We start from the raw sequence: 14,850 nt of genomic DNA, 5'->3' as shown, positions 1-14,850 counted from the left end.
TAAATTTTATTCATTGCATGATGTAGGGCATCAATACACGGATCATGATTTTGTATTTAAAAGCATACAAAAAAAGCCGCTCCTCACAGGAGCGGCTTCATAATTTTATGTGGTTCTAACAATTATTGTTTAGCCGGAGGAGCTGGCTGATCTGCCGGTGCTTTACCGATCAAGTCCATAAACTGATCCAGTTTTGGAGTGATGATGATCTGCGTACGCCTGTTTTGTGCTTTACCTTGTGGGGTTGAGTTATCAGCAATCGGATTGTACTCGCCACGGCCACCTGCGGTTAAACGTTTAGGATCAACCTGGTAAGTGGTTTGTAAAGCCTGTACTACTGATGATGCACGCAGCGCACTTAAATCCCAGTTGTTGCGGATATTTTTCTGCGCGATAGGCACATTATCCGTGTTACCTTCAATCAGTACATCATAATTGCTGTAATCGGTAATGATCTTGGCAATTTTGCTTAAAGTAGCACCTGCTTTATCAGATACCTCGTAGCTGCCAGATTTGTAAAGCATATTATCTGATAATGAAATGTAAACTACACCTTTCAACACTTTCACGTCAACATCCTGTGTTTCTGTAGGGCTTAACGAGCGGGTAAGGTTGTTAGTCAACACCATATTAAGCGAATCGCTTTTGTTTTTAGCGTTAACCAACTGTTGAATGTAACGGTTTGAACTGTTGATCTCATCAACAAGTTTTGAGATGTTCACGTTACCCTGGCTGCTTGAGTTTAAACATTTGTTCAAAGCATCCTGCAAAGCGGTTACGTTTGCTTTTTGCTGATTGATCTGCTCTTCCAGGCTTTGGTTACGACCACGTGCCACGGCAAGTGCCTGCTCGCTGGTTTGGTATTTAATGCTCAGATCTTTTGTACTGTTTTGTAATTGAGTGTAGTTAGCATCCAGTTCTTTGTACTTTTTACTGCTAACGCAACTTTGGCCTAAAACTGCTACTGCAAGCAGCGCCAAAAAGGATATCCGGTATTTCATAGAGGTAATTTTGGTTTTTTAAATTTAACAAATAAACCAGTTAACTAAATAACGGATATAATGCTTGTTTACTATAAAGTACAACGGTATATCTGTATAAATTAACTGAAGTGTGACATTAACGACAAGTTCTGTGCCGATTGATGATAATGCCCAACCCGATGAAATGCGACACATTTAATAAAAAAAGGACCGACCTCAAAAGAGGACAGTCCTTTATAAAAACAATCAAAATATAACAATCTTAAACCTTAGTGGCGGTTGCGGTGGTCACGGTCGTTATGACGGTTGTCGCGGTTATCATGGTCGCGGCGGTTATCAACCCTGCGTACGGTTTTCTTTTCAACCCAATGATTTTTGTATTTAACATCACGGCTATCGCGAATCACTACCTGATCATGACGGCCACGGTATGAAGCATATTTACGTTTGTAAACATCGTTACGTACCCATGGGTTACGTTCATTCACTACAACTTTGTAGCTGTGGTAAACATCGTAATTGCCAAAGCGTGGAGGCAATACACCGCCGTGTACCCAAACATTGTTATCGTAGTAAACGTACTGGTGGGCATTGATATCGTAGTAGGCATCAATATCGGGCAGGTAATAATAATCTGCATGATCGTAACCTACAGGACCCCACTCGGGCTGGCTGCCAATGTTAATGTTTAAACTGATTTGGGCGCTGGCTATTTTTACAGTTAAGCTGCTTACTAAAATGGCAGCTGTTAATATTATCTTTTTCATGTTGTGTTATCGTTTTGTTTGTAGGTATGACAATAACAAGGCCATGAAGGTTTAGTGCAATGTATGTTACAACGGGTAACTAATCAGTTACAATGATGAAAGAGATTGAGAAATGCCTGATAATCAATTATCGTCGTCGCTATCCTTATCAGCAGCTTTTTTACCTGCCATAGCTAATACCGGTTTACCGATAACTTTATAACTGCCTTCGCCTTTTAATATAGATGCAAGCTGGGCTTTATCCTGCATGGTTTTAACAGCCTGGGCCAGTTCTTTATCGTATTTAAAGTTGGTTTCGTAGCGGCCTTTTTCAAAGTAGTAGCGGGATGCTATCTCGTTTTCGAGTACTTGTTTTATCTCGTCTTTATGCTGGGTAAGATCGTTCTTTTTATTGGCGAGGAGCTTGGTGCGCAGGCCATCATACTCAGCCTGGATCTCGGTGAATTGCTTCTCTTTCGAGGCTTCTTCTTTTAGCGTATTCAGCAATTTTTCTGACGAGGTGGTGTAGTTGTAATTTTTATCAGCCAGGTATTTTACAAAATCATTGTACTCGCCATCTGATAGTTTAAACGAGCGCGCATCCGAAATTTTTGCATGCTTATCGCGGTAAACCGTAGCATAATCAAATATCAGCAGCTTGCCCACCAACGCCTGGGTAACGTTGGCAAATTTTTCCTGTTTGATGAACAGATCCGGATAGATGCCGCTGCCATCATAAACAGAGCGACCGTTTTTAGTTTTAAACTCGTGGATCAGCGAATCGGCCACTTTTAATACGCTGCCATCATCCTTACGATGCGTATAATCCAGCGCCTGGATACACCTGCCCGATGGTACGTAGTATTTAGCAATGGTAATCTTCACCAAACTATTATACGGTAAGTTGAATGTTTGCTGTACCAAACCTTTGCCGTAGCTCCGCTGACCGATGATCACCGCCCTATCAAGATCCTGTAATGAACCGGCAACAATTTCGCTGGCCGATGCAGAGTGACTGTTAACCAACACTACCAGTGGCAGGTTAGGCTCAAGCGGGGCACTTATGGTACTGTAGGTGAAATTCTTTTCTTTTATTTTTCCTTTTTGCGATACGATCTCTACATCCTTCGGCACAAAAAGGTTAACGATCTTGACAGCTTCCTGCAAAATACCACCACCGTTCGAGCGGAGATCGAGGATAATGCCGTTAGGGTTTTTCTTTTTTACTTCGGTGAGAGCATTGGTAACTTCGGCAGCAGAATTTTCGAGGAACTTATCGAGTTTGATATAACCCATATTGCCATCAACCATACCAAAGTAGGATACATTGGGCTGTTTGATCTCATCTCGGATAAGATTTTTTTCGAAAGGCTGCTGGGTATTGTCCCGTTTGATGAGCAGTTTGATAGGCGCGCCTTTTGAGCCTTTCAGCAATCCGCTTACCTGGTCGTTATCTTTGCCGTTAAGGTCAACGTCGTTTATTTTCAGTAATTGATCGCCGGGGTGTACATCCGCCTTTTGAGCCGGGAAGCCCGCGAATACATCTGATACGTAAACTTTTTGGTTACGCAGAAAAATACTGGCACCAATGCCACCGTACTGCGTGCTTACGTAATGAAGCTTGTAATCTTCAATTTCCGATTCGGGTACAAACTCGGTATAAGGGTCAAGGCCATCTAACATGGCATCAACGCCGGTTTTTACCAGCTTTGCCGAGTTGATGTCATCAACATAATTGATATTAACCTCTTTATAAACCGAGGCAAAAACATCAAGGTTTTTAGAGATCTGGAACAGGTCGTCGTTAAATGCTAATGCGCCGGTAGCCAGAATAGCTATCCCGGCAATTAAACCAGACCTTTTGTATATTTTTTTGATCACTGTACCCTGTTTCATCATTAATCCTAAAAAAAATAAAAATACAAAAAAGCAAGCCAGTTTTTATAACGCCTGTGTCCTATTTTACAGCCTGTTGGTATCAATATTAACCAAAGCCTTGGTTAAGGTGAAAACCACATATTTGCGATCGCGGTTTACCAGATCCATCAACCTGGTAATCAGGCTTTCTTCCTGTCCTTCGCTGTATTTTAACTGCTCGTCGGTTAGGTGGTTGTATTTACGTTGAATTTTGATCTTTACGCGTTCCCAATCTTTGTTGGTTATACTGATCTCGGCCATGTTCAAATTTATTTTAGGCAAAAATATAAAAAATACCCGTTGGCGGTGTTTAAATGTTTGGCTCGGGTATTGTTAATCCGTAATACGGTCAAAATAACGACCGGGTTATAAACCAATTTTAACTAAGGGTGTAAATGCCGAATGTAATTTTTAAGATACACAAGCGTTTACAACATTACAAACATCGAAAAACATGAAAAAGTATCTATTAAGCGCGCTAATAATGATTGCGGCAAGCATCAGCGCAAAAGCACAGTTCTCATTAGGAGTTAAGGGTGGCGTCAATTTTTCGAAAGTCCACTTTGATGATCTTAGCGACAAAACCCTGACCGGTTACCAGGCCGGTTTATTTGCCCGCGTAGGTAACAGCGTTTATTTACAACCCGAGCTTTATTTGAGCGGTACAGGCGGTAAATTTGATTCGAACGAAAATAATACCGCATTCAGCGGCAGGGTAAGGTTTACTAATTTAAATGTTCCGTTATTGATAGGTAAATCATTTGGCGAAAAGGACCTGAACTTCCGTATTATGGCAGGCCCTATTTATACCTACACCCTTAATCAAAGCAATAGCGTGCCAGATAATGTTGGTAATGCATTCAGCGATTTCAACAAAAGCAATATAGGCTTCCAGGCCGGTGCAGGTGTTGATATAGGAGCCATCACTGCCGATCTGCGTTACGAAGGCGGCCTGACCAAGGTGAGCGATAGCTTTGCTAAACGTCAAAACCTTTGGGCGTTAAGCGTTGGTTTTAAAATTTTCTAAGCGATCGTGCCGTAAAACTCATGAATACCCTACACAAAAACGCCCCGGCAAAATCTGTCGGGGCGTTTTGCGTTTATGTAAAATCCTTTGCAATTCCAGTAGCAATGCCGCATCTTGCATAGTATAATATCAACCTATGTTCGCGCGGTTTTCTCATTCAAATTATCATGCCATCTGCGATAAACTTGCAGCAGGTGATCCCGATCTGGCCGAGATCATCCAAAACCATGGCTATCCTCCACTATGGTCAAGGCCAAATACATTTGAAACGTTGGTGCATATTATTTTAGAGCAGCAGGTATCGTTGGCCTCCGCATTATCGGCATTAAATAAATTAAGAGAACGGGTACAGGAAATAACCCCGGCAAGGGTTTTACTATTAACCGACGAAGAGTTTAAAGCCTGCTATTGCAGCCGCCAAAAAACTGGATATATCCGGTATCTCGCCGAAGCCATCATCAGCGGGCAGATCGATCTTGAAGCGATGGAACAAATGCCCGATGATATCATCCGCACAAAACTAACCGCACTTAAAGGCATCGGCAATTGGACAGTTGATGTTTATTTGATGTTTGTATTACAGCATCCGGATGTTTTCCCTCTCGGTGATTTGGCTGCGGTAAATGCCATGAAACGGGTAAAAAATCTGCCCAAAGAAACCAACAAAGAAGAGTTATTGGTACTAACTGAGCAGTGGAAACCTTACCGTACTATAGCAGCGATGTTGTTGTGGCATTATTACCTGTCAGCACCAGCCCCCCGAAAGGGAGTAATAGGCCATGAAAAAGGCATAAGTTGAAAACGACTTGATAGCGTGCCGGACAATCTACTCACCCAGTCTACGCTACGCTGGACCACCCTCTCTCCGGCAAGCCGCAAAGAGGGTAAAAAACTAAAAATCACCTCTTTACGCGCAGCGTAGAGAGGGGTGGCGAGCGTAGCGAAGTCGGGGTGAGTCAATATGTAAGCGATAATTTGCCAATGGTCAATTCATGGATTATTATTCTAATGGGGAAACCTCAAATCCTAAAACAAAAATGCGTTGGCAAAGCCAACGCATTAAAAATATACTTTTCAAAAGTACCCTACTTAGGGGCATTTAAGCATTAAACAATCCATTCCTCTCCTGCTCCTGGTAATCTTGTACGGTTTCAATAGCGTTATCAATAACGTCGCTTAGCGCGGTAATGAATGTGCCGGGGCGGGCCAAGCTCATGGCATGTTTTATGGCGTCAACTTCTTTTGGTACTACCTCAACCTGTTTGTTCGTGTCAACCGAAGCGATACCTTCTTTCAATAGGCCGATAATATTTTCGGCAGTACGGCCGCGCAGGTGTTTTTCCTGGCGAAGGATGATATAATCAAACATCTCGGCCGAAAGCTTGCCCAGCTCGCGGATATCCTCATCGCGCCTGTCGCCTGTGCCGGCAATTATGCCTATTTTAAGCGGCGAATCGATATGCCTTAAAAATTCCTTGATGCCGGTATAGCCATCAGGATTGTGGGCAAAATCGATCATGAAACGGAAATCTTTAAACTCAAAGATATTCATACGGCCAGGGGTTTGCGATGCCGATGGGATGAATGTTTCGAGCGAGATCTTGATATCCTCGGTTTTAAATCCCCATAAAAAGGTAGCTAATGTTGCAGCCAGCACGTTCTCGATCATGAAAGGTACGGTACCACCAAAAGTAAGGGGGATCAGGATGGTACGCTGTACGCGGATCTTCCAGTCTCCTTTCTGTATGGTGATAAAGCCGTTTTCGCAAATGGCGGCGATGCCACCTTTTTTGCAATGCGCTTTAATTATCGGGTTATTTTCGTTACGGCTAAAGTAGGCGATGTTACATTCCGCCTTTTTGCCTATGCGTACGCAGTATTCATTATCAGCATTTAAAATACCCCAGCCATCTTTTTTCACCGAGTTGATCACTACGCTTTTAACACGCATCAAATCCTCAAGGGTATGGATATCTGCAAGGCCAAGGTGATCTTCCTGGATATTGGTAATAACGCCGATATCGCACTGGCCAAAACCTAAGCCTGAACGAAGCAATCCACCACGGGCAGTTTCTAATACGGCGAAATCAACAGTAGGGTCTTTTAAAATAAATTCGGAGCTTACCGGACCAGTGGTATCGCCCTTCAGCATCATGTTGTTTTGCACGTAAATACCATCTGATGTGGTAAAACCAACCCTATGGCCATTGTTTTTAACAATGTGGGCTATCAAACGTGTAGTAGTGGTTTTACCGTTGGTACCAGTAACGGCTATGATAGGAATACGGGCCGATTTACCGGCCGGGTAAAGCATATCTATCACATGCCCAGCTACGTTACGTGGTAAACCTTCGCTTGGGGCAATGTGCATCCTGAAGCCAGGTGCAGCGTTAACCTCTAATATCACGCCTCCGGTATCGGTAAGCGGTTCGGTAAGGTTTTCGGCCATAATATCGATACCGCAAATATCCAGACCGATAATTTTAGAGATCCGTTCGCAGATAAAAATATTTTGCGGGTGCACATGGTCGGTAACATCAACAGATGTACCGCCTGTACTAAGGTTGGCGGTCGATTTTACATAAACTACTTCATCTTTGGCAGGCACAGTTTCGAGGGTATAACCCTTTTTCTCTAACAGATCAAGCGTATCCCTATCTACCGAAATTTCGGTAAGCACATTCTCGTGGCCATAACCACGGCGTGGGTCGGTATTTTCAAGGTCGATGAGTTGTTGAATATTTAGTTGGCCATCGCCGGTAACGTGGGCCGGTTTGCGCAGGGCTGCGGCTACCATTTTATTATCAATTACCAACACCCTAAAATCGAAGCCGGTAACATAACGCTCTACAATTACGCGGCGAGATATACGCGCTGCATGCTCGTAAGCAGCAATTGCTTCTTCTTCAGTTTTTATATTGATAGAGATACCGCGGCCATGGTTCCCATCAAGTGGTTTAAACACCAAAGGGAAGCCTACTTTTTTAATAGCATCCGGCACAGCCGAAGCCGATGATATGGTAACGCCTTTAGCTACCGGGATAGCCTGCTCCTGTAGTAAACGTTTGGTTTCTTCCTTGTTACTGGCAATATCAACAGCGATGCTGCTGGTTTTCTCGGTCATGGTAGCGCGGAAACGTACCTGATTTTTACCGTAGCCTAATTGTACCAGCGATTGGTTATTGAGCCTGATCCATGGGATATCCCTCGAGATGGCTTCTTCAACTATCGATCCTGTACTTGGGCCCAAACGGGTATTCTCCCGTATCTCGCGCATTTGCTGGATATCAGCCTCAAGGTTATAATCCTCGCCGGCGATCAAAGCCTCGGCAATACGAACGGCCGATTCGGCTGCGAACACGCCAACCTTTTCTTCCAGGTAAGCGAACACCACATTATATACGCCTTTGGTTTTGGTTTCGCGGGTGCGGCCAAAACCGGTATCCATACCGGCCAGGGTTTGGATCTCCAGGGCTATGTGTTCAATTACGTGCCCCATCCATGTGCCTGCTATCACACGCTGAAAAAAACCTCCCGGTACTCCCGGCGAGCAGCGGTGGCTATAAAGCGAAGGCAATAATTTTTCAAGGCGCTCATAAAACCCGGGTATTTCATTGCTGGGGCGGTGTTCCATCTCCTGCAAGTCCAGGCGCATTTGAATTAATTTTTTGCGCCTGATGCTCCAGATGTTCGGTCCGCGTAGTACCTGTATATTTTCAATCTTCATGTGATGATGTATGCTGCTAATTTTTATGGGGAAATTTCCTTTAAAGCTATAAAAACATAACAGCCGAATAAAACTTTTGATGACGAAAAGCCATTATTTATTATTAAATCCTGTGTTTGTGCATGTTTTTTTCTTAATTTGTATTGGATGTATTAAGATATTGTAAAAAAACTATGATAGTTCCGAAAGGTAAGCTGATAATTATAGGTGGTGCGGTTGATATGGGGAGCAATGTAACCCTGCAGGAGCACATTTTACAGCCTGATTATATCAAATTTTTTGAACAAGGCATATTGCGCCGCATTATTAATGAATCGGCCAAACACGAAGGATCACAAATTGAAGTGATTACCACCGCTTCGCAAATTCCGGAGTTAGTTGGCGAGGAGTATATCAAAGCATTTGGGCAGTTGAATGTAACCAACGTAAATGTGCTACATATCCGTAATCGCGAAGACGCCGGTAATAAGGAATATTTAGATAGAGTACGCAAAGCCGATGTAGTAATGTTTAGCGGCGGCGACCAGCTCAGGCTCACTGCAATTTTCGGCGGTACCGAGTTTTTGCAGATCCTGAAACATCGTTATCAAAAAGAAAACTTTGTAATAGCCGGTACATCGGCAGGCGCGGCGGCGGCTTCAACTCATATGATCTACCGCGGGCAAAGCAACGCGGCTCTGGTTAAAGGAGAGGTACAAATTACAGCCGGTTTAGGTTTTATCGATTCTGTTATTGTTGATACGCACTTTGTACAACGCGGCCGCATAGGCAGGTTGATGTACGCGGTGGCTACTAACCCCGGTATTTTAGGGATTGGTTTGGGCGAGGATACTGGCTTGCTTATCACCGAAGGTTACATGATGGAAGCCATTGGCTCCGGATTGATCATTTTGGTTGATGGCCGTAGCATTGTTACCACCAATATATACGATGTGGAGTTAGGTTCGCCGGTATCAATCGAAAACCTAAAGGTGCACGTAATGTCGATATTTGATAAATACGACCTTGTACAGCACCGCCTCATTATTAAAAAGAATATGAAGGTTGAAGAAGGTACTTTTATTCATGTACCGGGCAGTAACCTTTTACAATAATTAATACTGCATAAAGTTCTTATAAAAATAGCCTGGCCTTATTTATGCAGGTACATCTACTTAAATTATAATTATGAAAATAATTATTCACGGCGGTTTTTTTAGCGAATCGCTCACCAACCAGGAAGTTAAGCTGGCCAAACAAGAGGCTTTGAGCGGCATAGTGCAGTTAGGTTACAAATACCTGCAAACCCATACTGCTGTAGAAACGGTAGTGTACACCGTGAGGCTGCTGGAAGATTGCGAACTTTTTAACGCCGGCACAGGCTCGCAAATTCAAAGCGACGGCAAAATTCGCCTTAGCGCAGCCTTGATGGATGGCAAAACCCAACGTTTTTCGGGTGTTATCAACATCGAAGATGTTAAAAACCCCATCTGCGTAGCTGAAAAACTGCAACAATATGATGATCGTGTGCTTAGCGGTAAAGGTGCATGCGATTTCGCTATAGAAAACGGCCATACCTATTATAATCCCGAAACCCCGCAACGCCGCCACGAATACGAACAAAAACTAAGCGACTCCATAAGGTTAGGCACCGTAGGTTGCGTAGCTTTAGATATTAGCGGCAACCTCGCAGCGGCAACCAGCACAGGTGGTAAAGGTTTTGAAATTCCAGGTCGTGTTAGCGATTCGGCTACTACGGCAGGTAATTATGCCAATGCTTTTGCCGGGATCTCGTGCACGGGTGTTGGTGAAGATATTGTGAGTGGATCTGTAGCTACAAAAATTGTTACCCGCGTAACAGATGGTACTCCATTAATGTTGGCTACCGAAAAAACGCTTGATGAAATGAAACCTTACGATGGCTTTGCAGGCATTATAGGTATTACTGCCGACGGGCAGATCTATCACTCGGATACGCATCCTTATATGGTTTGGGCATTGCACGATGGCGATGTAGAGGTTTTTAACTAAAACATAAATTTATTTTTTCCGTAGAAAGGTTAAAATTCAACCCCTGTAAAATAACCGTAGCATTTAGGCGTTTACGTTGATGTTACCACTTTATGGGTATTGTTTTCCCATTAACAAATAATTACATTTGTTAAGCTGATTAATTTAAAATTATACAGTTAAACCCAGGAAAAAGATTAGATGAGATATTTCCTACTAATTATTTTGTGCGCTGTTGGCCTGAATGCATCAGCACAGTGGTACAAATACAACCCTTTTAAAAAGCATACCCGTTACGCGCAGGTTGAAGCCCCGGTTAACCACTCGGTTAAACGCCTGCCTGTTATGGCTATTGCCAAGGTAAAGATCCCGCCAACCACTATTGAGCATACACCTTATGTACTGGCCATGATCGAGGCATCGGTTATGAAAACGGCACAGCATAATATGCGTTTCCATGTATATAACGCGGCAAGCTATAACTTTAGCGATCTGGCACAAATGTACATGAAACAAAACCGACTGGCCGAAGCTAAATGGTTCCTGCTGCAAAGCATCACCATATCGCGCCAGCAAAATGACGACAGGCACACCATTGCCAATCTGCTTGATCTGGCCTCGGTTAAAGCCGATTACGGAGACTATGAACAATCAAAAAAAGACCTTGCCGAAGCCCGTCAGCTGGCTGTTAGCAAAGGTTTGAGCTATGATCTGGGCCTGGTTGATAAAAAAACGCGCTATTTACAAGACACCAAGTTTAAACAACCACACGCAGCCCCCCGCTATCCCGAAACTGCCGATGCAGGTATAAAAACGGATAACAAATAATTTTTTTGTAACAAAAGCGTAAAATGGTGTTGCTTGCATACTATAAGTAAAACATAATCGTAATATTGTTATTAGTTATTAAGAGACAGCATTTTGACTGTCTCTTTTTTATTTTACATTAGCAAACTAAAAATAGGCACAAGTATTGATGTTTTACACCAACCCCGATTTAACCACTGTTAAAGATATGTTTAAGAAGCTATATTTATTATTGGTGCTTGCCACCGCCCTTGCATGTAAAGCATCGCCATCAAAGCCTGTTAAAGTAACAGGATCAAATGATCTGCAACCCGACGAGCAACAAAGTATTGTTTGTAAACAGGTTGCCTCGCTTATTGCCAACTACAACTATAAAAAGGTTGAGCTGAACGATTCTGTTTCGGCAATTATTTATGATCGTTATATCAAATCGTTAGATGAAAATCACAGCTATTTTTTAGCATCGGATATTAAAGATTTTGAAAAATATAAAACCGTACTGGATGATGATATTAAAGCTGGTAACCTTAACGATGCTTTTTATATTTTCAACGTTTTTCAAAAAAGATATATCGAGCACATAAAATATTCGATAGATCAGATCAACAAAAACTTCGACTTTAATAAAACCGAAACTTTTGTTTACGATCGTGATAAATTGCCATGGATAGCAACGCAAGGCGATATGGATGCCATGTGGACCCAGCGTGTAAAATACGACCTATTGAACCTTAAACTGGCCAAAGACGACATGGCCAAAAACAAGGAAACACTTAAAAAACGTTACGAAAACCTGTTGACCCAAACCAACAAGCTCTCTAACCAAGACGTTTTTCAGTACTTTATGGATGCCTTTACCGAGGCTATCGACCCGCACACCAACTACTTTAACCCATCAAACGCGGCTAATTTCAATATCGAAATGTCGCGCCAGGTTGAAGGTATAGGTGCTTCTTTACAGGTAGAGAACGAGTACGTAACCATTAAAACTATAGTACCGGGCGGCCCGGCTGATAAAAGCCACCAGATAAGTGTTGACGACCGCATTGTTGCCGTAGCACAAGGTAAAACCGGCGAGTTCCAAAATGTTGTAGGCTGGCGTGTAGATAATGCTATAGCTATTATCCGTGGTACTAAAGGCACAACTGTAAGGCTGGAAATTTTGCCTGCCGGTGTAAGCGCTTCAAGCAAACCGAAGATTGTTGAAATGGTTCGCGAAAAAATTATCCTGAAAGATCAATCGGCTAAAAAAGAGATCCGTACTTATAATAGCAACGGTAAAACCGTTAAAATTGGTGTGATCTCCATCCCGGCCTTCTATATCGATTTTAACGATTACAAAGCAGGCAACCCTAACTACAAGAGCACAACGCACGACGTTAAGGCCATTCTCGATTCGTTGAAAAAAGAAAACGTAGATGGTTTGGTGATCGACTTGCGTGAAAACGGTGGTGGTTCATTAATGGAAGCCATTGAGCTTACAGGTTTGTTCATTAAAACCGGCCCGGTAGTACAGGTACGTGACACTAAAGACCAGGTTGAGGTTGATAAGGACGAAGACCCTGCCGTTACTTATACAGGCCCGATGGCTGTTTTGGTTGACCGTTTCAGCGCTTCTGCTTCTGAAATTTTCTCTGGTGCGATCCAGGATTACGGTCGCGGTTTGATCTTAGGTACTCAAACTTACGGTAAAGGATCGGTGCAAAGCGCTATCGATCTGGATAGGGTGATAGGCTCATCATTGCGTAATAAAATTGCCAATGTTGTAGGTGGCGGCAAAAAAACTACGACCACCATGACCGGCAGCCAAAGCACTTACGGCCAGCTTAATCTAACTATCGCTAAGTTCTATCGTATCAGCGGTAATTCAACACAGCATAAAGGTGTAACACCGGATATTTCTTTCCCATCGGTTATTCCTTTGGATAAATATGGTGAGGATACCGAGCCATCGGCTATGCCATTTGATATCATCGCTAAATCCGACTTTACTAAAGTTGGCGATTTCAATCCGGTGTTGCCTCAGCTTAAAAAACTGCACGACCAGCGTATGGCCAGCAGTGACAGCTACAAGTATTTGTTAGAAGATATTGCTGAATTTAAAAAACGTGACGCTGATGATAGCATCTCGCTTAAAGAATCGGATCTGAAAAAACAACGCGACGAAGACGAGGAAAAAGCATTTCAACGTAACAACTTGCGTCGTGTAGCTTTAGGTTTACCAGCCCTTAAAAAAGGCCAAACTAAACCTAAAAACGAAGACCTGGATTTTGTAAAACGCGAAGCCGGTCAGATCATCACAGATTACATTAGCCTGGATAACAAGTTTACCAGCGTTGGTGGCCAGCCTGCTAATTAAGCGGCATCGATAAAATAATTTATAGCCCGGTGTGAAAACGCCGGGCTTTTTTGTTTTAGTTCCCTCCTTGGGGAGGGGCGCGAGGGGTTGTGTTGTGGCAGGGAGGGGTTTATGCGCCTTGCCAACGAATATGCAAGGTGACGAAACCCCTCCCTACACCCTCCCAAGGGAGGGAATCGCACAGGCCGCCGCTTTTTGTTTTATATTATCACTTAGCCCACGCTAATTCTACGGTTTTCTATCCCCAAAGTAAAAATCATCATCATTTATAAAACCCTATCAGCTAATACTGTAGCAATTCGTAAATTTATCCCCTCATACAAAAATTAATACTGCGTTGAAAAATAATATTCTGATTGTTGATGATGTGCATGCCATATTTATGGAAATGGCCGAAGCTAAAGGTTACACCTGCGATTACCGTCCGCTGATTAAGGTGGACGAAGCTATGCAGATCATAGGCGATTATGCCGGGTTGGTGATCCGTTCAAAATTCAGGGTTGATAAAGCTGTGCTTGATGCAGCTACCAATTTACAATTTATAGCCCGCGCCGGTGCCGGGATGGATAATATTGATGAAGCCTACGCGCTTGAAAAAGGCATTAACCTGATCAACGCGCCCGAAGGTAACTCGGACGCCGTGGGCGAACATGCTATTGGCCTGTTGCTATCACTGATGAATAATTTAAACCGTGGCGATGCCGAGATCCGCAATGGCGAATGGAAACGTGAAGCCAATCGTGGTTACGAATTGAAAGGCAAAACCATAGGTATTATTGGCTACGGCCACATGGGTAGCAGCTTTGCCCGCAAACTTTCGGGTTTCCAGGTAAATGTTATAGCTTACGATAAATATAAAACCGGCTTCAGCGATAAATATGCCCGCGAAGTGAGCATGGAAGAAATTGTGAAACATAGCGATGTGCTTAGCTTACATATCCCCCTAACCGCCGAAACCAACGGACTGGTTGATGATGAATACCTTTTCCACTTTAAAAAACCGATATTTTTCCTGAACACATCCCGCGGAAAAACCGCTAAAGTATCAGCGATATTAAACGCCATCCGCGAGGGCAAAATTTTAGGTGCCGGATTGGATGTGCTTGAAGTTGAAAAATTCCCATCGCTTTCCGAGCAAACTTGGTTTGATGAATTGAAACAAAGTGGTAAAGTGCTGTTAAGCCCGCACGTTGCCGGTTGGACTTTTGATTCGTATAGGAAAATTAGTGAGGTGATGGCTGAAAAGTTGGTTGATTTACAAGCTTAACATTGCTTTAAACAATTACTCCTCCGCG

General features: G+C 43.1%; 12 protein-coding genes. 7 read left to right on the top strand and 5 right to left on the bottom strand.

Annotated elements, in window-relative coordinates; all coding sequences use genetic code 11:
- Positions 1–122 precede the first annotated feature (122 nt).
- The 4 genes from AAFN85_RS14690 to AAFN85_RS14675 all read right to left on the bottom strand — a co-directional run bounded on the left by AAFN85_RS14690 (position 123) and on the right by AAFN85_RS14675 (position 3,907).
- Positions 123–1,001 carry a flagellar motor protein MotB gene (locus AAFN85_RS14690; RefSeq protein ID WP_347528210.1) on the bottom strand — a complete coding sequence of 293 codons (879 nt, stop codon included), beginning with the start codon at positions 999–1,001 and terminating at the stop codon, positions 123–125.
- Between the two features lie 251 nt (positions 1,002–1,252).
- Positions 1,253–1,750 (bottom strand): hypothetical protein, encoded by a 498-nt coding sequence (locus AAFN85_RS14685; RefSeq protein WP_347528209.1) that lies wholly within the window; start codon positions 1,748–1,750, stop codon positions 1,253–1,255.
- A 123-nt stretch (positions 1,751–1,873) separates the two neighbouring features.
- Positions 1,874–3,628, bottom strand: a complete 1,755-nt coding sequence (locus AAFN85_RS14680) for a S41 family peptidase (protein WP_347528208.1) — start codon at positions 3,626–3,628, stop codon at positions 1,874–1,876.
- 63 nt (positions 3,629–3,691) lie between these two features.
- Complete coding sequence (locus AAFN85_RS14675) at positions 3,692–3,907, bottom strand: hypothetical protein (protein ID WP_347528206.1); 216 nt, start codon at positions 3,905–3,907, stop codon at positions 3,692–3,694.
- Positions 3,908–4,100: 193 nt separating this feature from the next.
- On the opposite strand from AAFN85_RS14675, the gene AAFN85_RS14670 reads away from it, so the two are divergent.
- Positions 4,101–4,673 (top strand): porin family protein, encoded by a 573-nt coding sequence (locus tag AAFN85_RS14670; protein ID WP_347528205.1) that lies wholly within the window; start codon positions 4,101–4,103, stop codon positions 4,671–4,673.
- A gap of 136 nt (positions 4,674–4,809) precedes the next feature.
- A complete protein-coding gene (locus tag AAFN85_RS14665) occupies positions 4,810–5,472 on the top strand; it encodes a DNA-3-methyladenine glycosylase (RefSeq protein WP_347528204.1) in 663 nt (220 codons plus the stop codon).
- Between the two features lie 300 nt (positions 5,473–5,772).
- Here the strand turns inward: AAFN85_RS14665 and cphA are convergent, their stop codons facing one another.
- Positions 5,773–8,400: a cyanophycin synthetase gene (gene cphA, locus AAFN85_RS14660; protein ID WP_347528203.1), complete on the bottom strand. Its 2,628-nt coding sequence runs from the start codon at positions 8,398–8,400 to the stop codon at positions 5,773–5,775.
- 173 nt (positions 8,401–8,573) lie between these two features.
- Here cphA and AAFN85_RS14655 point away from each other — a divergent pair, with 173 nt between their 5' ends.
- From AAFN85_RS14655 to AAFN85_RS14635, 5 genes are all read left to right on the top strand, one after another.
- Positions 8,574–9,494: a cyanophycinase gene (locus AAFN85_RS14655; RefSeq protein ID WP_347528201.1), complete on the top strand. Its 921-nt coding sequence runs from the start codon at positions 8,574–8,576 to the stop codon at positions 9,492–9,494.
- A 73-nt stretch (positions 9,495–9,567) separates the two neighbouring features.
- Positions 9,568–10,410 carry an isoaspartyl peptidase/L-asparaginase gene (locus AAFN85_RS14650; protein ID WP_347528200.1) on the top strand — a complete coding sequence of 281 codons (843 nt, stop codon included), beginning with the start codon at positions 9,568–9,570 and terminating at the stop codon, positions 10,408–10,410.
- Positions 10,411–10,590: 180 nt separating this feature from the next.
- A complete protein-coding gene (locus AAFN85_RS14645; RefSeq protein WP_347528199.1) occupies positions 10,591–11,217 on the top strand; it encodes a hypothetical protein in 627 nt (208 codons plus the stop codon).
- Positions 11,218–11,404: 187 nt separating this feature from the next.
- On the top strand, positions 11,405–13,555 hold the full coding sequence (locus AAFN85_RS14640; RefSeq protein ID WP_347528197.1) for a carboxy terminal-processing peptidase: 2,151 nt from the start codon (positions 11,405–11,407) through the stop codon (positions 13,553–13,555).
- 337 nt (positions 13,556–13,892) lie between these two features.
- Positions 13,893–14,822, top strand: coding sequence for an NAD(P)-dependent oxidoreductase (locus AAFN85_RS14635; protein ID WP_347528195.1), 930 nt, complete (start codon positions 13,893–13,895; stop codon positions 14,820–14,822).
- Positions 14,823–14,850: the final 28 nt, after the last annotated feature.

The organism is Mucilaginibacter sp. CAU 1740, assembly GCF_039839285.1.
In the GTDB taxonomy this organism is placed as follows: domain Bacteria; phylum Bacteroidota; class Bacteroidia; order Sphingobacteriales; family Sphingobacteriaceae; genus Mucilaginibacter.
This window is presented reverse-complemented; position numbering and strand designations above follow the sequence as displayed.